The sequence below is a fragment of the Pseudomonas sp. GW531-T4 genome, from assembly GCF_017349615.1.
Lineage (GTDB): Bacteria > Pseudomonadota > Gammaproteobacteria > Pseudomonadales > Pseudomonadaceae > Aquipseudomonas > Aquipseudomonas chlororaphis_I.
On record NZ_JACMZT010000014.1, the window covers coordinates 22659 to 44541 of the forward strand.

Here is a 21883-nt window from a genome sequence, read left to right on the forward strand (position 1 = left end):
GAAGCTGATTATTCAGGCTTCGCGCAATCCAATGAGATCGTCGAGGGCCTGCCTCCAGTTCGCCATGCCATGGCTGTTCAGTTCTGCTGGACGATCTGGATAAGGTTACCGCAGGTGTCGTCGAAGACCGCCAGGGTCACCGGGCCGGCGACCGTCGGCGGTCGGGTGAACTGCACGCCCAGGGCACTCAACCGGGCATATTCGGCGTGTATGTCCTCGACCCCGAAGAAGGTGAAGGGAATGCCATCGCGTTTCAGCGCCGAGGTGAACGGCTTGGCGGCCGGGTGGGCGTCGGGCTCCAGCAGCAACTCGACGCCGTCGGGGTCGCCGGGTGAGGTCAGCGTCAGCCAGCGGTGCTCGCCCATGGCGATGTCGTGCTTGAGCTGAAAACCCAGCACATCCCGGTAGAAGGCCAGGGCCTTGGCCTGGTCGTCGACGACCACGCTGGTGATCACGATCTTCATGGGTTGGTTCTCCGTATTGATGCGCGAATGGCCAGCAGGATATCGAGGGCCTGTCGGCGATAAATGCCTGGCAGGGATAATAGTCGGGCGGCAGCGTCGCCAGCGCCCCGGAGTGTTACAGGCTGCCACCGGGCGAGGAGGGAAGGCCGGGTTTTCCAGCCGATTCCCGCACGACCCGGCGCCGGGGCTGTAAACTGGCGCGCCAAAGCCGTTGCCCAGCAAGGCGCCGGCCATCCTTTATGACCCCCGAACAAGAGAGCCCCATGGCCAACCACGATATCGACTTCATTCCCGATCCCGACGCGGACTCCATCTCTTCCGACGTCGCCGGCTTCGCTGGCATCCTGGTTTCCACCCAGATCCCCACCCGCGCCGACGGCAGCCTGGAACTGGGCGGCATCACCGCGCAGAGCGAGTGCACCCTGCAGGCGCTCAAGGTGGCCCTGGAAAAGGCCGGCAGCTCCATGGACCGGGTCCTGCACCTGACCATCTACCTCACCGACATGGCCGACCGCGCCGCGTTCAACGAGGTCTACCAGCGCTTCTTCGCCAAGCCCTGGCCGGTGCGCGCCGCCGTTGGCGTGGCGTCCCTGGCGGTCGAAGGCATGCGCGTGGAAGTCACCGCGATGGCGGCCAAGGCCTGAGTTCCAGCCTTTGGCCGGTGGCGCCGCTCGGCGAGTGCGCGCCATCGGGCAGTACACGGGTGCCGGTCAGGCGTTTCGCCGCTACAATGCGCGCCTCGACCGTGACAAGCCTGACTAAAAAAATATGTCCTTGCCCAAGCATCACCTGGAATTGCTCAGCCCTGCCCGCGATGTAGCCATCGCCCGCGAGGCCATCCTGCATGGCGCCGACGCCGTGTACATCGGCGGCCCGAGCTTCGGCGCGCGCCACAACGCCTGCAACGAGGTGAGTGAAATCGCCGAGCTGGTGGAGTTCGCCCGGCGCTACCATGCGCGGATTTTCACCACCCTCAACACCATCCTCCACGACAACGAGCTGGAGCCGGCGCGCAAGCTGATCCACCAGCTGTACGACGCCGGCGTCGATGCGTTGATCGTCCAGGACCTGGGCGTGATGGAGCTGGACATTCCGCCGATCGAGCTGCACGCCAGCACCCAGACCGATATCCGCACCCTGGCGCGGGCCAAGTTCCTCGACCAGGCCGGTTTCTCGCAACTGGTCCTGGCCCGTGAGCTGAACTTGCAGGAAATCCGCGCCATCGCCGACGAAACCGACGCGGCGATCGAGTTCTTCATCCACGGCGCGCTGTGCGTGGCCTTCTCCGGCCAGTGCAACATTTCCCACGCGCAGACCGGCCGCAGCGCCAACCGTGGCGACTGCTCCCAGGCCTGCCGCCTGCCGTACACCCTCAAGGATGAAAAGGGCGGCGTGATCGCCTACGAGAAGCACCTGCTGTCGATGAAGGACAACAACCAGAGCGCCAACATCCGCGCCCTGGTGGAAGCCGGCGTGCGCTCGTTCAAGATCGAAGGGCGCTACAAGGACATGGGCTATGTGAAGAACATCACCGCCTACTACCGCCAGCGCCTGGACGACGTGCTCGAAGACCGTATCGACCTGGCCCGCGCCTCCAGCGGCCGCACCGCGCATTTCTTCCTGCCCGATCCGGAAAAGACCTTCCACCGCGGCAGCACCGATTATTTCGTCACCGATCGCAAGATCGACATCGGCGCCTTCGACTCGCCGACCTTCACCGGCCTGCCGGTGGGCGTGGTGGAGAAAGTCGCCAAGCGCGACCTGCAAGTGGTGACCCATGAGCCGCTGTCCAACGGTGACGGCCTCAACGTGCTGGTCAAGCGTGAAGTGGTGGGTTTCCGCGCCAACATCGCCGAGCCCAAGGGCGAGTTCGAAGAGGACGGCGAGAAACGCTATCGCTATCGCGTCGAGCCCAACGAGATGCCGGAAGGCCTTTACAAGCTGCGGCCGAACCACCCGCTGAACCGCAACCTCGATCACAACTGGCAACAGGCCCTGCAGAAGACTTCCGCCGAACGTCGCGTGGCCCTGAGCTGGGTCGCGCGCCTGCGTGAAGAGCAACTGGAAGTGACCGCGACCAGTGAAGAAGGGATCAGCGCCAGCGTGACCCTGAACGGCCCGTTCGGCGTCGCCAACAAGCCGGAACAGGCGCTGGAGCAACTGCAGGACCTGCTCGGCCAGCTCGGCACCACGCAGTACCACGCCATCGACATCAAGCTCGATGCGCCGCAGGCTTACTTCATCCCCAACTCGCAGCTCAAGGCGTTGCGCCGGGAAGTGATCGAAGCCTTGACCGCCGCGCGGATCGCCGCCCACCCGCGTGGCAGCCGCAAGGCCGAGACCACGCCGCCGCCGGTGTACCCGGAATCGCACCTGTCGTTCCTGGCCAACGTCTACAACCAGAAGGCCCGCGACTTCTATCACCGCCATGGCGTGAAGCTGATCGATGCGGCCTACGAGGCCCACGAAGAGGCCGGCGAAGTGCCGGTGATGATCACCAAGCACTGCCTGCGTTTCTCCTTCAACCTGTGCCCGAAACAGGCCAAGGGTGTGACCGGCGTGCGTACCAAGGTGGCGCCGATGCAGCTGATTCACGGTGACGAAGTGCTGACCCTGAAGTTCGACTGCAAGCCGTGCGAGATGCACATCATCGGCAAGATGAAAGGCCACATCCTCAACATGCCGCAACCGGGCAGCGTGGTCGGCCATATCAGCCCCGAAGACCTGCTCAAGACCATCCCCCGCGCTCCGCACTGAGTGAGTGGGCGGGCGCGTCGCTCGCTCACTCGGTCAAACGCTGGCTGTCGCGCATCAACGCCATTGTCGACCTGGGTCGGCAATGGCGTTGTTGTCTCAGCGACCTGCCTCAACGCGCCGGGTTTTCTTCTGCGCGCAGTTGCACGCTCATGTCATCGCAGCTTTGCGACCAGTCTTTCAGCCACTGTGGCAACTCGGGCGACAGCTCCAGGCCCAGTTCATGGACGAACTCACCGGGGGCGATCGTGCCTTTGGCCGAGCGGAACAGCCCGCGCATCACCACCACGCCGGTGACCCGGCCCTTGCTGACGAAGCGGTGTTCCATAAAGCTCCATTTTTCGTCCCAGCCGAGGATCCGGCTGTGGACCTCGAAGGCTTCGAACAGCTTCAGTTCACGGCGGAACTTGCCCCACACATCACCGACGATCGGCACCGCCCTGTGGCGCAGGGCCACGCGGTAGGCACCGCTGCGCAGGACGAAATCCATGCGCCCGAGGTCGGCCAGGGTGAAGTAGCGGCCGTTGGTGACGTGCAGGTTGAGGTCGAGGTCGAGCGGCCAGACGCGCATGTGCACGACGGTGGTGGCCAGGCCTTCGACCGGCTTGCGCCACGGACGACGAAACAGCATGAGCAGCATGCGGAACCAGAGATTCATGAATACACCGATGATTGAAAGGATGGCCGCACTTTAGGCAAGGGGGATCGGCTAAGCTAGGTGCGCAAATGACTTTTTTCATGCGAAAAGCGCAACGGAATCCACTATGCACGTCACCTTGCTCCTGGCCGATCACTGTTCCGCCGCCAGCGCCACCCTGGCCCTGGAAGTGCTGAGCGCCGCCAACCTGTTCGCCGACACCGCCAACGCGCCGTTCGAGGTGGTGGTCGCCTCGCTGGATGGCGCCGATATCAGCGCCTGGGGCGGGCAAGCGCTGCGGGTGCAACAGTCCGTGGCCGAGATCGCCCGGACCGACCTGGTGCTGATCCCCGGTTTTCTCTTCACCTTGAAGGAGGCCTTGCCGGCATTTGCCGGCTATGGGCCCTGGCTGCGACAACAGCACGCCCGGGGCGCGGTGCTGGCCTCGATGTGCACGGCCACCTTCCTGCTGGCCGAAGCCGGCCTGCTGAAGGGCGCCCGCGTCACCACCCACTGGGCTTTCGCCGAGCTGTTCCGGCGGCGTTATGCCGGGGTCGAGCTGGACGAGGGGCAGCTTCTCTGCGAGGACCGGGGCCTGATCACCAGCGGCGGCGCGAGCGCCGCCATGGACTTGCTGCTGCACTTGGTGCGGCGCTTCGCTTCCCTGGAGCTGGCGCAGAAATGCGGCAAGTACCTGCTGATCGACAAGGTGCGCAGCGAGCAGTCGGTGTATGTCATGTGGTCATTGCCCAAGAGCCATGGCGATGGCGAGATCCTGCGGGTGCAGGACTGGCTGGAGGAACACTTCGACCAGCCGCTGCTGATCGACGACACGGCCCGGCGCTTCGGCTTCGGCGTGAGGAACTTCAAGCGGCGCTTCAAGGAGGCCACCGGCTACACGCCGCTGGCCTATCTGCAGACCCTGCGCCTGGAAAAGGCCAAGGAGCTGCTGGAGTCCACGCGCATGACCCTGGACAGCATCACCTACAAGGTGGGCTACGAAGACAGCAACTCGTTTCGCCGGCTGTTCCAGCAACGGGTCGGCCTGCTGCCGGCGGCTTACCGCAAGAAGTTCCAGGGCAGCGCGAGCTGATTCGGAGGGGAGTGGGGGAAGGCGTTGAAGCGCGCGTCGTAGCGATCAGGTGAACTGGAAAGAAAGGGGGAAGCTACACAGGTACAACGCGCAGGGCTGCCAAACCCTCTGCCGCCTGGATGGATGTCCGCCTAATCAGGCAAGGTAATGAAGGTCGATGTTCTTGTTAATTGCATCATGGGTTGGTCTGAGCGCACAAAGGTGGCTTTAGGGATTTTCCGATAGGTTCTGTTTACTGGCATCCCTAACCTTGGATGCATGAACTACAAACAGTTTCTTCAACCACTGGACAAAAACTTTTCCTCGCCCAAGGCGGTTGGCAAGCTCCTTCAGCTGTTGGCCTGGGTGCTCTTGGTGTGCCTGTTCTGCGGTCTCTGCTTCTATTGGGTGTCCAGCTTAAATAACGAAATCTCCAAGCATCGCCGAGTGATGAACGATGAAGTGTTCAAAGTTCAAGAGTCGTTGTTTCAGCGTGAAGCCCTGTTGCTGCATTTCAGCCGTTCGGTTCATTTGAATGCGCCAGATGTAGTCTCTCCTCCCGAGGCGCTGGAGGTTCCTCTGGGCCAGGACCAACGCAAGAGAGTCCTGCTGGGCAACTACGATTCCCCCTGGAGCCTGACTCTGTCCGGGCGCGATATCCGCGAGCTGGAAGCGTTTCAGCTCGGTCTCGTGTACGTAGCCAACAATGCAGAGCACACCATCAGCCGCATCTATGATCGCAGCTTCGATCATTACGTCCTGCCGAACAATGTGCTCAATGCGCTGGCTACGACGACGATGGCAAGCAATCAGCAGTTTATCTGGTTGAACGATCCTGGTGATCCGCTCACCCGAATCTACATCTTTCGACGCATTTCCAATGAGAAGGATGCTGGGTGGCTCGGGCTGGAAATGGTCGGCAAAGAGTTGGCGGCGGGGCTGATCGGTCAAGGTTCGGATGGTTATCTGTTGTTGAACAAGGCGCGCCAGCAAGTGTTGAGCAGTACGCCTGACAATGACTTGAGTGCCTATTTCTCCAGGGTCTGGTCCAAAGACAGTTTTGGTTTTACTGGTCGCGGCCTGAACCTCGGTTATCTGTCTCTGACCAAAAGCATCGGTGGTTCAAAGTGGGTGTTGATTTACTACGTGCCATTCAAGGCGCTGTTGACGCCGCTGTGGCGAGACTCCGTGTTGGCCCTGCTGGTATTCGGCCTGATGGCCATGGGCGTTCAGCGTTTGGTGCTGCGGATCAATCGGCGGTTGGTCAACCCGGCTCTGCACCGCTTGGAAGCCTTGATCGAAAGTGAAGAGTTCAGCCGTACGGTCATCGACACGGCTCCGGTAGCCCTGTGTGTGTTGCGGCGCCTTGATGGCCAGGTGGTACTGGAAAATCGTCTGTGCGTGCAATGGCTAGGTGGAGATGCACAGCGCATTGCTCTGGAGCAGGACTGGATACGACGCGCATTCGACGACAATACGCCCGTCTGCGAAGAGTTGGAGACTTCCAGTGGCCATCATTTGTACCTGAGCTCGGTGCCTACCCGCTACAAGGGGGAGGACGTGCTGTTCTGTGCCTTCAGCGATATCAGTGCGCGCAAGCAGATGGAGCTGGCATTGGCTCGGGCCAAGCAGCATTCCGATGCTACCAACGAGGCTAAAAGCGTCTTTCTCGCGACCATCAGCCACGAAATTCGCACGCCTCTTTATGGGTTGCTCGGCACACTGGAGTTGCTTGGCCTGACGAAGCTCGAACCGCAGCAGACGAACTATCTGGATGCCATGCAGCGCTCGGCGTCGACCTTGGGGCACTTGATCAACGATGTACTGGATGTCTCCAAGATCGAAGCTGGTCAGTTGGTGCTCGAGCCCGATGACTTCAACCCCTGCGAATTGGTGCAGGAGTTGATCCAGGTGTTTTCCGCGGCAGCACAACGCAAGGGATTGATCCTGCAAGCGTTCTGCGACCCGAAACTGCCGACGATGATGCGCGGGGATGTAGCGCGGATTCGGCAGATTCTCAGCAATCTGCTGGGCAATGCCTTGAAGTTCACTGACTCCGGTCGCGTGGTGTTGCGTGTCAGGATCGAAAGTCGCGATTGCGAACGGTTGAACCTGCTTTGGCAAGTGACCGACACCGGTTGCGGTATTCGCGTGGAAGAACAAAGTCGTCTGTTCGAACCCTTCTATCAGGCTGGGGACCGTCAGAGCCGAGCCGGCGGTACGGGGTTGGGCTTATCTATTTGTCAGCGTCTGGCCGAGTTGATGAATGGTGATATCCGTCTGGTCAGTGCCTACGGGCTGGGTAGCAGTTTCACCTTGTCGTTGCCGCTGGAGCAGGGACGCCCGGAGAGCATGGGCGAGCAGGGCATCCGCCTGGCATCGTTACCGGTTTTCGTCAGCTCTCCTCTGCAGGAAGCGGCAGAGAACGTATGCGGTTGGTTGAACCGTTGGGGGGCGTCCGCGCAGATCCTCAACAGTACCGAGTTGCAACTGCCGCCCAAGGCGACATTGGTGGAACTGATCGTTGAGAACGACGCCGCCAGACCGCTGCTATTACCCAGCAGTTCGCGGGTACGGGCTTACCTTGGGGCACCAGGACAACCCGTACTGACGGACACCGCCTGGGAGGTCAACCTCAACAATATTCACGCTATCGGCCAGGCGGTCAGCCTGGCTCAAGGCAGTAGCCGGACTCATGCCGAGGCCAGCGCCGAACCCTTTCGTCAATTGTTGCAACGGGTGTTAGTGATCGAAGACAACCCCATCAATCAGTTGGTGCTCAAGGAACAACTCGAAGTACTGGGCTGTGAGGTGACGCTGGCCAGCGACGGACGCGAAGCGCTGATGCAGTGGGCATGCGGCACCTTCGATCTGGTGCTGACCGACATCAACATGCCTGGCATGGATGGCCATCAATTGGCGCGGCAAATGCGCCGCATCGGTTGCACCGTGCCGATCGTGGGCGCGACCGCCAACACTGACCCCGAAGAGGCCGCGCGCTGTCTCGATTCGGGCATGAACCTGTGTTTGACAAAGCCCGTGGATCTTCTGTCCCTGTTCAACAGTTTGAACGCATTAACGCCGGAGAAAATTGTATGTGCGCCATGAGTGTATTGATCGTCGAAGATCACCATTTTCAACGCGAATATCTGAAATCGCTGTTCAAGGCTGAGGGCGTGCATCGTATCGAGATTGCCGCTGACGGACACGAAGCCCTGCAATGGCTGGACAAGCGAGACTTCGATCTGGTGCTCAGTGATCTGATGATGCCGGAGCTCGATGGCGTGCAGTTCATCCAGCAGCTGTCGTTGTCGAAGAGGCCGCCTCGCCTGGCACTGATGAGCTCGTCCTCACGGCGCATGCTGGGGAGTGCCTGTACCGTGGCTGAAATGCTGGGAATCGAAGTGATCGATACGATTTCCAAGCCTGCCATGCCGGCCTCGATCAGGAGCTTGATCAAGAAGTGTGCCGCTCCTCAGCCGATCTCCGAAAATGCGCCGGCTCCGGTGTTGGTATTCCATCGACAGCAGTTGGAAGAGGCCTTGGAGCAGGGGCAATTCAAAGCGTGGTTCCAGCCGAAGAAGGCGTTGCGAAGTGGCAAGATCGCTTCGGCCGAAGCGCTGGTGCGTTGGGAGCATCCGACCTTGGGTATTTTGTTGCCAGGGCAGTTTCTATCTCAGATGGTTGATGCCGGGCTGGAAGAGGCATTGTTGTTCTGCATGATCGAACAAACCGTTGAGGCTCAGTTCAACTGGCAGAATGGTGGCTTTCGAGTTCCGGTGTCGATCAACCTGCCGACACACTTGTTGAATGACCCCACCTTGCCCGATCGGCTTCACGAATGTGTTCTACGCTTGAACGGCATGCCATCCAAGCTGTGTTTCGAACTGACCGAATGCAGCATGACTGAGTTGCTCAGTCACTACATTGCCGGGGTATGCCGGTTGCGCATGAAAGGTTTCGGACTGGCCCAGGATGACTTCGGGCAAGGGTTCAGTTCTTTTTACAACCTGGTCAAAACACCCTTTACCGAGTTGAAAATCGACCGGGCTCTGATCGCCAACTGCGAACATGAAGAAAGTACTGCGGTAGCGCTCAAAAGTATTATTGCACTGGGGCAGCATCTGGGGCTTGAAGTCGTTGCAGAGGGTGTTGAGAATCACGCGCAGCTGGCGTTATTGCGCCAGTTCGAGTGTGACGCGGTACAGGGCTTTTTGATTTCCAAAGCCGTCTCGAAAGAATCGTTTTCGGCTTTGCTACAACAGGAGGGTCGATGATGAAACTGTCGATCCTCTAGGCTTCTCACTGGGTTGAATCAGCCGGATGGTTTATGGGAAACGATAATCTAATTAAAAATTTTGCCCGTACCTCCTTGCGATTGAACATGCTATTGATCGTAGCGGTTTCGCTGGCAATTCTGTTGTTCGCCATGACCTACTGGGCTGCGGCGCGTCTGGTCCAGGAGCAACTGTTCAAGATCGAATTTCACTTCTCGCGCTTGATGGGCAATATCCATGAGCAGGAAGAGTTCTTGCTGCGTGTTGCCAGGCATAGCGATGAGGTGACACAAAAACGGGATCAGGCAGTCATTCCGTTTCAGCATCGCTTGCTCAAGGAAGCACGCGACTCCTGGATCTACGAAGGACGCGAATTCTCCTTTTCCATGCCGTTCACTCTGGCTGTGCCCACTGAGATGGCTTCGCAGGGTGAAGATCAAGTTGCCGGTATTGGGAAGTTTGGGGTGCTGATTTCCAACTTGTACGGCTCGTACTGGAGTATTTCTTCTTATGCTGCGCCGCAAACGCTTCTGCTGGATCTTGATAGCTCAATCAGCATCGGTGTTCCGGCAGCCACTGCCTCAAGGGAAAATGGACAGGTCGGTAAGAACGACTACCTGGAGCTGAGTGAAAACCTGAAAAAGCAAATTTTGAAGTTCCGTCCGGCACAATCGGATAATGCCGTGATGTGGGCGCCGGCCAATCATGTCCAGGGTGACGGGTCGTCTATCAAGTTCATTACCTACATGTACACCGACACGCCACAAAACCTGTTGGCCCACGATCAATCGAAGCGTCAACTGGTCATCGCCTCGTTGCTGGATCTGCGTTCAATTACCGACTCTTCTCGCCTCAGCGATTGGACGGTGTTCGATGCCATGGAGCTCATAACCCCCGATGGATTGTTGCTGACGGGCAAGATACCCAGCTTCGATGATGCTCAAGAAGGGTTGCAATTGACCAGTGCCGGGTTCCTGGTCAAGACCACCAGCAAAGACGGCTGGCGTGGTTACTATCACCTTGATTACCGAAGTTTTTTTCAATATGCCAAGTGGCAGTTACTGGTGTTGCTGGCGGTGTGCCTGGCGTTTGTTGTCGTAGGTTATTTCTTGTTGCGCTGGTATGCCATGAGGGTGGTCGTACCGGCTCGCCGGGCCCATGACCGGGTTGTAGAGAGTGACTCGTTCAGCCGCGCGATCATTCAGAGCGCCCCGGTGGCGTTGTGTGTGCTGGCGCGCAAAGATCGCAAAGTGGTGATGGAAAACGAGCTGGCGCTGCAATGGCTGGGAGACACACAAACCATCAGTCAGCTCAGCCGCGGCTGGCCTTCCGTAGCCGAATCGGCTGGAGCCGTCAGGGACAAGCATCTATCGATCACAATCAACGACCGACAGTTGGAAGTCAGTTTTTCGCCGTCGCGCTATCAAGGCGAAGACGTGGTGCTTTGTGCATTCAGTGACATCAGTGCTTACAAGCTGGCGGAGCGAGCACTGGCTGAAGCCAAGCAATCGGCGGACGCCTCGAATGAGGCCAAGACTGTATTCCTGGCGACCATGAGCCATGAAATTCGCACACCGCTGTATGGTGTGCTCGGCACCCTGGAGCTCCTGACCCTGTCACCGCTCAATGCCCTGCAACGTTCGCAAGTGCAAACCATGCAACGTTCCTCCTCGATTCTCTTGCAGGTGATCAGCGACATTCTGGACGTGTCGAAAATCGAAGCCGGGCAACTGGCGATCGAACACGTCGAGTTCAGTCCATTGGAAATGATCGAGGATGTCCTGCAGGCCTATTCGGCTGCTGCGGGCGCCAAAGGTCTGCACCTCTATGCCTGCGTGGAAGTCGAGCTACCGCGAAGAGTCAGAGGCGACGCAGCCAGAATCCGGCAGATACTCAACAATTTGCTTAGCAATGCCATCAAGTTCACCGATGTCGGACGGATCGCCTTGAGGGTCAAAAGCGAGCAGGTCGAGGGCAGGTGGCAGTTTCAGTGGCAGGTCACCGATACCGGCTGTGGCATTTCCAGCGAGCATCAGGTCCGCCTGTTCGAACCCTTCTATCAGGCGCATAGCCAGCAGCACACCGTCGGTGGTACCGGGCTTGGCCTGTCGATTTGCTGGCGCTTGACGCAATTGATGGGCGGCAACCTGGCGATCGTCAGTGACACAGGACTGGGCAGCAGTTTCACCTTGAGCTTACCGCTCACGGTTGTGCCTGGCGAACATCCGCTCCTGCCTGGATTCACCCTGAAGAACGAGGCCGTTGCAGTACGTGCTCCGATCAAGGAGTTGGCCATCAGCGTCTGTAGCTGGCTGTCGCATTTCGGCGCGCTGGCGGTGACCGGTAGTGAGGTATCCGATGACCGTTATCCTGGCGCGGTGCTTGTCGATGTGATCCCGGAACTTTTGCCGGAGCTGGAATGGAGTGGTGAGCGGGTACGTTGCTCGGAAGAGGGATTGATCAAGCCACAACGTACCTCCGACGGATATATCGTCAGTCTGCACAGCCTCAAGGGCTTGTTGCGGGCGGTGGCTCTGGCCCAGGGCGAACCGCTGGCTGCGAGTGAAAGCGCCGAGGCGGTACAGAGTTGGTGTCGGTTCAGTCTGCATGTGCTCGTAGCCGAAGATAACCCTATCAATCAGACTTTGCTCAAGGAACAACTCCAGCAATTGGGGTGCAGCGTGGCATTGGCGTCCAACGGCGTGGAAGCGCTGCGACTCTGGGATCATGATGCTTTCGATGTCGTGCTGACTGACGTCAACATGCCGGAAATGAATGGGTATGAGTTGACCGCGGCGCTACGTCGAGCCGATAGCAACACTCCCATTGTCGGCGTGACCGCCAATGCTTTACGCGAGGAAGAGGAGCGCTGTATCGGCGTGGGCATGAATGCTTGTGTGGTCAAGCCGATGTCATTGCAAACCCTGAACAATGTGCTGTTGAAGCTCTGCGGACACCTGGATGGCGCAATACTGTCCGAGGAAGAGGCGTCGGAAGAGAAAAGTGTCATGCAAGTGTCCAGTCAATTGCGTGATGTATTCATTCAGACGTTCAAGGAGGACCTGGCCAAAACTCGTGCAGCAGTGCGGGACAAGGATGCCAAGGCCGTGGGCTCCATGTTGCACCGGATACGCGGTGGGTTGTCGGTGGTTCAGGCACAGGATCTGCTCGATCGTTGCGTGGCTATTGAAGCGCAACTGGATGCACAGGGTTGGGTGGAGGAAAGACGGCGTGAAGTAGAGGATGTCCTCGAGCAAATTACGCAGGAGATGGAAAAGTTATGAACGCTATGGAAAGTGGCAGGAGCGGTTTGATCATTTCTTTTTCAAGGGCAGTCTTAGCATGAATAAAATAAAAGTGGTGCTGGCCGATGATCACCCCATTGTCTTGGCTGGGGTGAAGGAAACCATCGAAAGTGATGGCATGTATGAGGTCATGAGTGTAGCCAAGACGTCCGGCGAGTTGATGGATGCCATCAAGGAACACTCGCCAGATATCGTGATCACCGACTTTTACATGCCAGGGGATGAGCACTATGGCGATGGCATGCGCCTGGTCAGCTATCTGGTGCGTAATTTTCCCCAGGTGCGTTTTCTGGTACTGACCATGCTGAACAATCGTTCGATTCTGGGGAGTCTTTACGATTGCGGAGTGTCCGGCGTGCTGCAGAAAAGCATCAACCTTGATGAAATAAATGTGGCGCTGCGCACTATCTCCAAGGGAGGCATCTACAAAGGTAACTTCACTCTTGAGCCTGACAGTGTGATGGCCTCTACGTCGTCAGTCAGTGAGCGTATCGCGAGTATTTCAATCAAAGAGGCAGAAGTGCTGCGGCTGTTTTTGGCGGGTGAGCGGCTCAAGGATATCGCTACCAGTCTCCAACGTAGCGCAAAGACCGTCAGTACTCAGAAGACTTCGGTAATGCGCAAATTATGTGTCCACTCCGACCAGGAGCTGTTCGCATTCTGTCAGGAACATCAGGTCGTCTGAAAGACCCTGGATTCAACTACTGACTGACCTTCTGCGCCCCATTGTTCGTGTTGCTGACCACCTTGGGTGGTCATGTCTCCAGCATTGATCCAATCGGATTGCTGCTCGTATTTTGATTTCTACCTTCTTTCCTTTCTCGCTCGCGCCTCGACTCTGTTCGGATCGGCGCGTTTTAGGTTTTTCCCTAAATACCCCTCCAGGGGCGCTCCTTACCATTTGATTAATTCCAAGCATTGGCTCCGCCCATTGTGAAACGGTCCTGAGAGAACGCTGTTCCCAAGGACCGGTATTGGAAGGAGGTACGACAGTACGAAACCGCCATTGAGTAGCCGTTTCGCTCTGTGCAGGACTTGAATTGAATGTTTAACGGAGTGGTTATGTTACCGATCAAGATCATCGCAAAAGACACTGGGCATCCTCTGGATGTCACGGGCAATAATCTGCTGACAATCAATCGGCCGGCGGTCATCAAGATGTCCACGGCAGCCGAGGATATTCAGTCGGTCAGTCGTGAAGGCGAACGTCTTGTTATCAAGCTCAAGAGCGGGGAAACCCTCTCCATCGATGGTTTTTTCGAGGTGGTCGATGGCGTAAAAAGTGATCTGGTGTTCGAAGATCCCAAGACCGGCGAGCTGCTGATCGCCGATTACTCGGTCCCTTGGACTGGTGTGTCACTGATGCCGCTTGAGTCTATCGACTCGCTGCTGGCCGTGGCTGAAGTCGAGTCCACGGGTTGGCTGGCGCCCTTGCTGGGCCTGGCCGCCGTGGGCGGCGCAGTGGCGATTGCCAGCCATCACGGCGGTGGCGGTGGTGGCGGTAGCAGTTCCGATGCGGCGAATGCCGATCAGGGGCTGACCACACCGTCGACGCCGAGCGTACTGTTCAACAACATGCATGGCCTGACCGGCAAGGCTGATGCCGGGGCGACCATTTCCCTGACCCTGGCCGACGGTTCCGTCGTCACGACGCTGGCCGATGGTACCGGGCTCTGGCATTTCAACCCCAATCCGCTGGCCGATGGCGAGCAGGGCACGCTGCAAGCAAGCCTGAATGGCGTGCAAAGCGCCGCTATCGGCTCTGGCGTGGCCGATGTCACCGCGCCCGCCGAGCCGGTAGTGACCCAGAACAACCAGGATGGCCTGGCCGGTACTGCCGAGCCGGGCAGTACCATTACCGTCAGTCTTGCCGATGGCAGTACCGTCATTGCGACCGTGGGGGCAGACGGTCAGTGGAATGTCACCCCGAACCCGCTGACCCCGGGCGTTAGCGGATCGATCGTCGTCACCGATGCCGCCGGTAACTCCAGTGCGAGCGTCGACACCGGAATCATCAATTCCACGCAACCGATACCTCCCACTGTTGACCAGAACAACGCCGATGGCCTGAGCGGCACCGGCGAGCCAGGCAGCACCGTGACCGTCGAACTGCCAGACGGCAGTACCGTGACAACTATCGTCGACGAAGACGGTAATTGGTCGTTCGTGCCGAACCCGTTGCAACCGGGTGAAGAAGGCTCGGTCACCATCACCGATCCAGATGGCAACACCAGCACTGGCGTCGACACGGGTTCCAGCGATCAGACTCCACCTGCAGCCCCGACCGTTGACCAGAACAATGGCGATGGCCTGAACGGCACCGGCGAGCCGGGCAGCACCGTGGTCGTTGAACTGCCGGATGGCAGCACCGTGACCACCGTTATCGATGAGAACGGCAACTGGTCGTTTGTGCCGAACCCGCTGCAACCGGGTGAAGAAGGCTCGATCACCGTCATCGATCCGGCGGGTAACACCAGCGAAGGGGTGAACACGGGTACCAATGACCAGCCGCCATCACCAGCTCCCGCTGACCAGAATCCTCCTGCTGCTCCCACTATTGACCAGAACAATGGCGATGGTCTGAGCGGCACCGGCGAGCCGGGTAGCACCGTGGTCGTCGAACTGCCGGATGGCAGCACCGTGACCACCGTTATCGATGAAAACGGCAACTGGTCGTTCGTGCCGAACCCACTGCAGCCAGGTGAAGAGGGCTCGATCACTGTCATCGATTCATCGGGCAACGCCAGCGAAGGGGTAAACACCGGTTCCAGCGACCAGACTCCGCCGGCGGCTCCGACTATTGACCAGAACAATGAAGCAGGCCTGAACGGTACCGGCGAGCCGGGCAGCACCGTGGTTGTTGAGCTGCCGGATGGCAGCACCGTGACCACCGTTATCGATGAAGACGGCAACTGGTCGTTCGTGCCGAATCCAATACCAGAGGGCGAGCAGGGCTCGATCACCGTCATCGATCCGGCGGGCAACGCCAGCGAAGCGGTGAACACCGGCTCCAGCGACCAGACTCCGCCGGCGGCGCCGACTGTTGATCAGAACAATGCTTCGGGTATTAGCGGCACTGGCGAACCAGGCAGCACCGTAGTGGTTGAGCTGCCGGACGGCAGCACTGTGACCACCGTTATCGATGAAGACGGCAACTGGTCGTTTGTGCCGAATCCAATACCAGAGGGCGAGCAGGGCTCGATCACCGTCATCGATCCGGCGGGCAACGCCAGCGAAGCAGTAAACACCGGTACCAGCGACCAGACCCCACCGGCGGCGCCGACTATCGACCAGAACAATGCCAATGGCATCAGCGGCACCGGTGAGCCGGGTAGCACCGTGGTCGTCGAACTGCCGGACGGCAGCACTGTGACCACCGTTATCGATGAAGACGGCAACTGGTCGTTCGTGCCGAATCCAGTACCAGAGGGCGAGCAGGGCTCGATCACCGTCATCGATCCGGCGGGTAACGCCAGCGAAGCGATGAACACCGGTTCCAGCGACCAGACTCCACCTGTGGCGCCTACCGTTGACCAGAACAATGGCACGGGCCTGAGTGGTACTGGCGAAGCCGGCGGCACTGTGACCGTTGAACTGGCCGATGGCAGCACCGTCACCACCGTTATCAATGAAGACGGCCACTGGTCGTTCGAACCGAACCCGCTGCAACCGGGTGAAGCAGGTTCGATCACCGTTACTGACATAGCTGGCAATATCAGTGAGGCCACTCAGACCGCTCCAAGCGATCAGACCGCGCCGGTCATCGAGGAAAGCTCGCTGGATCTGCTCGATAACGTCGGCACTATCACTGGCACCATTGCTCGTGGCGACGTTACTGACGATGCACAACCCCAGTTCACCGGCGCGTTCGCTCCTGGCGACGCGGCGTTGGTCAATGTCTATGACAACGGCGTGTTGATCGGCAGTGCAACCGTGGATGCTTCCGGTAACTGGAGTTTCGTACCGACACTGCCGTTGACCGCGGGTGAGCACAGTTTTGTGGCTGAGGCTGTGGATGCTGCGGGTAATGTCAGTGACAAGACGGCGGCCTGGGACTTCACCCTGGCAGGAGACGCTCCGGCGGCACCGGCCATCATTCAAGTGCTGGATGATGTCGGTACGGTCACCGGCGCCTTGCAGAAAGGCGACACCACCGACGATAACGCCTTGACCATCACCGGTACCGGCGCGGCAGAAACGCTGGTCACTGTGTTCGTCAACGGTGCTGTTGTCGGCTCTGTCGTGGTCGACGCCAGTGGCAATTGGAGCCTGACCACTGCGGATATGGGTGCGGACGGTGTGAAAAACATCACGGCGCAGGCCTCCGATGCAGCCGGGCAATTGAGCCCGATGACCGGCGAATATTCGGTCACCCTGGACACTCAGGCACCGACTCAGCCTGTCCGGGTCGTCGCGACCGACGATCAAGGCGCACAAGTAGGCCCGATTGCCCAGAACGGCGTCACCGACGATGCCATCCCGACCTTCAGTGGCAGCGGTGCGGAGAGCGGTGCGCTGGTCAAGCTCTACGACAACGGTGTCGTCATCGGTTCGACCACGGTCGATGCCAGCGGCAACTGGAGTTACACCGCATCCACCGCATTGGCCGGTGGCGCCCATGCCATCACCGCGACCCTCACGGACAAGGCGGGTAATACCAGCGTTGCCAGCGAGGCACTCAACTTCAGCGTCGAAACCGGTGAAGTGGTGGTCAGCATCGTCAAGGCCATCGACAACGTCGGCAGTATCCAAGGTGATGTCGCCAGCCGTGGTCTGACCGACGACGCCACACCGACGCTGGTCGGTACTGCGACCGCCGGTGCTCTGGTCACCGTCAGCGAGGCTGGCAAGGTCCTGGGCAGCGTGACGGCCGATGCTTCCGGCAACTGGAGCCTGGAACTGTCGACGCAGACCGAAGGCCTGCACACCTATACCGCCGTAGCGCGCAATGGCGCCGGTACCGAAGGCTCGGCCGATTTCATGCTGGACATCGACCTGACCGCGCCATCCGTACCCGGGGTATCCGGTGCGTTCGATGACGTGGGCGTGTACCAGGGGCAACTGGCGCAGAACGGTTTCACCGATGACACCACCCCGACCCTGACGGGCAGCGGCAATGCCGGCGACACGATCAAGGTCTACGACAACGGCACCTTGCTGGGCAGCGTGACGGTGTCCGCCGAGGGCGCCTGGAGCTTCACCCCATCGACGCCACTGGCCCAGGGCGCTCATAGCCTGACCGCCACCCAGTCCGATGCGGCCGGTAATGAAAGCGTGGCCAGCGCTGCGGTTTCGTTCACTGTCGATACGACGGCGCCAACCGCCACGGTGCAGATCACCGCCATCGACCAGGACACCGACGTACCGGGTGATTTCATCACCTCCGATACTTCCCTGAGCCTGTTCGGCACGCTGTCCACGGCGCTGGGCGCTAACGAGAAGGTGCAGATCAGCATCAACGACGGTAGCACCTGGTTCGATGTGGTCGTGAGCGACCTCAACTGGCGTTATGACGATGCCCGGGTGCTGACCGATGGCCTGCACAACTATCAGGTGCGCGTCATTGACGCGGCTGGCAACGTCGGCTCGCAAGCCTCGCAAGCGGTGGTCATCGATACCGGTATCGGCATTGGCCTGAACATCACCGATATCACTCCGGATTCGGGTGTGTTGGGTGACTTCATCACCAGCGCCACCAGCATTGCCGTCAAGGGCACGCTGAGCCAGGAGCTGCCAAGCGGTGCACGGGTACAAGTGTCCAGCGATGGTGGCCTGACCTGGGCCAATGCCGCCACCACCGGTACTAGCTGGATTTTCGAAGATCCGACCGTACACGGCGATTCCGTTGTGGTTTATCAGGCGCGTGTGGTCGCGGCCGGCGGCGCAGTGGTAGATAGCACCAGCCAGGAAGTCACCTTCGACACCTCGGCGCCTGCGGCTTCGGCTCTGATCGAATCGATCACCGAAGACCGCGGCGCCAGTCCGAGCGACTTCATCACCAACGACAATCGCCTGGTGATCAACGGCTCTCTGAGCGATGCCGCCGAGGCTACCGATCGCGTCGAAGTCAGCCTCAACGGTGGCAACACCTGGGAAATGGCCGCTTTCGAAGACGGAAAGTGGAGCCTGGACATGACCGACCGCGAGCTGGCCGATGGCACTTACATCGTCCAGGCGCGTGTGGTGGATGCGGCGGGTAACCGTGGCACCATCAGCAGCCAGGTTCTGGTCATCGATACTGTCGGCCTGGGCGCCAACGGCATGACGTCGAGCTTCACCGTCGCCACCGACACCGCGGTCGGTATCAGCAACGGTCATAGCACTGCCGAAACTGCCACCAACAGCGACCTGATTACCCGTGATACCACGGTCACTGTATCTGGCACCCTGAACACCGCACTGCAAACGGCGCAGCACTTGCAAATCTCGTTCGACAACGGCCAGAGCTGGGTCACCGTGTTGTCGTCCAGTGGTTCGCTGTGGACCTACACGCTGCCTGAGTTCGCCCAAAGCCAGACACTGAACGTGAAGATGCAGTTGGTGGACACCGCCGGTAACGTCGCCACGGGCACCAGTTTCAACGACTACACCGTGGTCGTGGACCTGGATGCGCCGGAGCCCGTCACTGTCGCTCCGGTCGTGGCTGCGGCCGTTACCACCGGTGCTGCGTTGTCGTTCGCCAGCGATGTCCATGGTCGCGTCGAGTCCGGTGCGCTCATTGCGCTGGTCGAAGACAGCAACAAGGACGGTGTCTACAGCGAAGGTGTCGACAAGATCCTGGGTTACGCAACGGCGGATGCCCAGGGCGACTGGCGCATTGATGCCGCGTTGAGCAAGGGCAACCACTCGATCGGCTTCGTGGTCTGGGATGCTGCCGGTAACCGCTCCAATCTCAGCGATCTGGTGCAAGTGACTGCCAGCGATGCGACAACCGCCGGCAGCCGTGTGCTCCAGACAACCTGGGGTGGCACCGCCAGTGGCGCGCAGAATGGCTTGAACGCCGCTGCGGTGACCGTCAACGAAGACGGTACCTGGTCGTTCTTCCAGAGTTCGATGTCGCAGAGCGGCGGTGCAATGGCCAACGCAGGTTACGTCTATAGTGGTGACGACAACCAAACTTACACTTCTACGTATCTGGCAGAGCCCACTGGGGTCTCGGAGCACTGGGAGGGGGGTGTCATCAGCCAGGCAGTCTTTGCGGACTACAACCGTGATGGCTTGCAGGACGTCATGAGCCAGACCAGCAGCAGTACCCGCAACACTGCCCTGTGGACCAAAAATAGTGACGGTACCTATACGGGCACATCGCTGGCCCTGGGTTGGGGTGGCATTGCGGGGATTGGTGCCAATGGTACTGAAACCCATGTCGGCGGCGTGGTGGCCTACGACGCTCAAGGCGACGGTTACCTGGACTTCGCATTTGCCGGCTCCAACGACAGTGCATACGTCAAGGTCACCAACGACAAGGGGACGCTGAACTACACGATGGAAAACGGCGGCACCAATTTCGCTCACGAAATCAGCGCGGTCGACGTCAACAACAACGGTACCGTGGAGCTGGCCGGTCACTCGGGCTACGACTGGACCAAAGGCCTGTCGGTCCAGCTGAGCAACGCAGACGGCAGCATCGCCTCCACCTATAACCAGGGTGGCGTGTTCCGTCGTGACAGCACCGTCGACAACAGTAACCTGCCAATCTCCATGACCTGGGCGGACTTCAACGGCGACGGCTACCTGGACCTGTTCATCAGCCGCAGCCTGGGTGACGACCGTGCAACCGATACTGACGAAAGCCGCATCTACCTCAACCTTGGCAACGATGCCAACGGTAACTGGCTGGGGATGAGTCAGAACGAGCAGTCGCTGAAGTTTGGCGACAGCATGGATGGCGGTGCGTCGTTCGCCGTGGACTGGAACCACGATGGGCAGATCGACGTTATCGAGGTGCCACGTCGCAATGCGTCCAACAGCTCCGCGCAGACAGGCTCGCCTACGGTGTACCTGAACCAGGGCGACAACGTCTGGAGCGGTACCGGGCAGTCCCTCAGTGGTATCACGACCTACGACAACATCACCGGTGCGACAGCAGTGGACTATGACTGGGACGGCGCGGTCGACCTGATCATGTACCGTGCCGGCAGCACCAGTGCCGGCCTGCATGCGGATACCGCCACCTCGATCCTGGTCAGGAACGAAAACGTGGTGGCCGACGGCACCAGCCTGCATGTCCGTATCCTGGACAAGAACGGTCTGAACGTGTTCTACGGCAACACTGTCAAGCTGTACAACTCGGCAGGGGACCTGGTCGCAACCCAGATCATCAACCCACAGTCCTCGGCATCGAGCAACAGCCAGGGCCTGGTGAACTTCTACGGCCTGGACGCCAGTGAGACGTACTCGGTGCAGTTGTTGCGCACCGAGAACAGCACCATCAACCATATGGGTGCCTCGACCTATCAGCAGAACTATGTCAATGGCACGGTGAACCTGAACTGGGGCGGGCTGACGACCGGTGCGGCGCACGATGCCTATGTGCTGACGGCGGAGTCGACCGCTGCGGTCAACGACACCATCGGTGAGTCGGGGATGGTCGGGACCGGTTACAACGACACTTTCTTCGGTTCCGAAGGCAACGACACCATCACTGGTGGTGGCGGCTGGAACACCGCCATGGACGGTACCCAGACCTGGAGCGCGACGCAGGGCATGGACGTGGTCGACTACAGTCGTGCCACCCTGGCCATGCAGATCAACCTGAAGTCGGGTGTGGCGATCGGCATGGGGACCGACACCCTGATCAGCATCGAAGGCATCGTCGGTAGTGCGTTCTCCGACAGCATCACTGACAGTTCGGCTAACAACCGGATCGAAGGTGGCGCTGGCAACGATGTGATCTACCTCACCAATGGCGGCAATGACACGCTGCTGTACAAGGTGTTGGACGCCAGCAATGCCACCGGTGGCAATGGTAGCGATCAGATCTACAGCTTCCACGTAGGCAATGTGCTCACCGACGGTAATGCCGATGTCATCGATGTCAGCGAACTGCTGGGCTACAAAGGCACGGCGGGGCTGTATCAGGACCAGGGCGTGACCAAACTGGACAGCGCCTCCAGCGAGTTGCTGGACTACCTGAAAGTGCAGGTCGTGGGTAACGATACGGTGATCAGCGTTGACCGTGACGGTACTGGGGCCGAGTTTGGCTTCAGCTCCATCGCCACGCTTGTCGATGTCAAGACCGACCTGTTGACCCTGCTGCAAAACCACCAGTTGGTGGTGTGATGTAAAGACCCTTTCCCGGCCGACGGATCGGCCGGGGAAGGTTTGGCATGAGAAAAACGCAGACAATCGTCTGCGTTTTTTTGTTTTCGCCC

Annotated in this window: 10 protein-coding genes; 8 read left to right on the top strand and 2 right to left on the bottom strand. The window is 59.5% G+C overall.

Annotated elements, in window-relative coordinates; all coding sequences use genetic code 11:
- Window positions 1-77 precede the first annotated feature (77 nt).
- Window positions 78-464: a VOC family protein gene (locus tag J4D28_RS13555; RefSeq protein ID WP_009048333.1), complete on the bottom strand. Its 387-nt coding sequence runs from the start codon at window positions 462-464 to the stop codon at window positions 78-80.
- 263 nt (window positions 465-727) lie between these two features.
- Between J4D28_RS13555 and J4D28_RS13560 the strand changes: the two genes are divergently transcribed.
- Window positions 728-1108 carry a RidA family protein gene (locus J4D28_RS13560; protein WP_009048334.1) on the top strand — a complete coding sequence of 127 codons (381 nt, stop codon included), beginning with the start codon at window positions 728-730 and terminating at the stop codon, window positions 1106-1108.
- A gap of 124 nt (window positions 1109-1232) precedes the next feature.
- Window positions 1233-3221, top strand: coding sequence for a U32 family peptidase (locus tag J4D28_RS13565; RefSeq protein WP_016702839.1), 1989 nt, complete (start codon window positions 1233-1235; stop codon window positions 3219-3221).
- 109 nt (window positions 3222-3330) lie between these two features.
- Here J4D28_RS13565 and J4D28_RS13570 read toward each other — a convergent pair whose 3' ends face one another.
- Window positions 3331-3876 (bottom strand): thioesterase family protein, encoded by a 546-nt coding sequence (locus tag J4D28_RS13570; protein WP_009048336.1) that lies wholly within the window; start codon window positions 3874-3876, stop codon window positions 3331-3333.
- 106 nt (window positions 3877-3982) lie between these two features.
- On the opposite strand from J4D28_RS13570, the gene J4D28_RS13575 reads away from it, so the two are divergent.
- The 6 genes from J4D28_RS13575 (at window position 3983) to J4D28_RS13600 (ending at window position 21791) form a co-directional block, all read left to right on the top strand.
- Window positions 3983-4948, top strand: coding sequence for a GlxA family transcriptional regulator (locus J4D28_RS13575; protein WP_009048337.1), 966 nt, complete (start codon window positions 3983-3985; stop codon window positions 4946-4948).
- A gap of 258 nt (window positions 4949-5206) precedes the next feature.
- Window positions 5207-8035, top strand: coding sequence for an ATP-binding protein (locus tag J4D28_RS13580; RefSeq protein ID WP_009048338.1), 2829 nt, complete (start codon window positions 5207-5209; stop codon window positions 8033-8035).
- Window positions 8023-9204 (top strand): EAL domain-containing protein, encoded by a 1182-nt coding sequence (locus J4D28_RS13585; protein ID WP_009048339.1) that lies wholly within the window; start codon window positions 8023-8025, stop codon window positions 9202-9204. Before J4D28_RS13580 ends, J4D28_RS13585 begins: the two co-directional genes overlap by 13 nt.
- A 53-nt stretch (window positions 9205-9257) precedes the next feature.
- Complete coding sequence (locus J4D28_RS13590) at window positions 9258-12488, top strand: hybrid sensor histidine kinase/response regulator (RefSeq protein WP_009048340.1); 3231 nt, start codon at window positions 9258-9260, stop codon at window positions 12486-12488.
- A 58-nt stretch (window positions 12489-12546) separates the two neighbouring features.
- Window positions 12547-13194, top strand: coding sequence for a response regulator transcription factor (locus tag J4D28_RS13595; protein ID WP_009048341.1), 648 nt, complete (start codon window positions 12547-12549; stop codon window positions 13192-13194).
- A gap of 377 nt (window positions 13195-13571) precedes the next feature.
- A complete protein-coding gene (locus tag J4D28_RS13600) occupies window positions 13572-21791 on the top strand; it encodes an Ig-like domain-containing protein (RefSeq protein WP_207246425.1) in 8220 nt (2739 codons plus the stop codon).
- The last annotated feature ends 92 nt before the right edge of the window (window positions 21792-21883 follow it).

What these genes read in the sequence shown, in the direction of transcription:
- J4D28_RS13575 (WP_009048337.1), top strand. Translation starts at nt 3,983, where the DNA reads ATGCACGTCACCTTGCTCCTGGCCGATCACTGTTCCGCCGCCAGCGCC.
- J4D28_RS13585 (WP_009048339.1), top strand. Translation starts at nt 8,023, where the DNA reads ATGTGCGCCATGAGTGTATTGATCGTCGAAGATCACCATTTTCAACGC.
- J4D28_RS13600 (WP_207246425.1), top strand. Translation starts at nt 13,572, where the DNA reads ATGTTACCGATCAAGATCATCGCAAAAGACACTGGGCATCCTCTGGAT.
- J4D28_RS13565 (WP_016702839.1), top strand. Translation starts at nt 1,233, where the DNA reads ATGTCCTTGCCCAAGCATCACCTGGAATTGCTCAGCCCTGCCCGCGAT.
- J4D28_RS13555 (WP_009048333.1), bottom strand. Translation starts at nt 464, where the DNA reads ATGAAGATCGTGATCACCAGCGTGGTCGTCGACGACCAGGCCAAGGCC.
- J4D28_RS13570 (WP_009048336.1), bottom strand. Translation starts at nt 3,876, where the DNA reads ATGAATCTCTGGTTCCGCATGCTGCTCATGCTGTTTCGTCGTCCGTGG.
- J4D28_RS13580 (WP_009048338.1), top strand. Translation starts at nt 5,207, where the DNA reads ATGAACTACAAACAGTTTCTTCAACCACTGGACAAAAACTTTTCCTCG.
- J4D28_RS13595 (WP_009048341.1), top strand. Translation starts at nt 12,547, where the DNA reads ATGAATAAAATAAAAGTGGTGCTGGCCGATGATCACCCCATTGTCTTG.
- J4D28_RS13590 (WP_009048340.1), top strand. Translation starts at nt 9,258, where the DNA reads ATGGGAAACGATAATCTAATTAAAAATTTTGCCCGTACCTCCTTGCGA.
- J4D28_RS13560 (WP_009048334.1), top strand. Translation starts at nt 728, where the DNA reads ATGGCCAACCACGATATCGACTTCATTCCCGATCCCGACGCGGACTCC.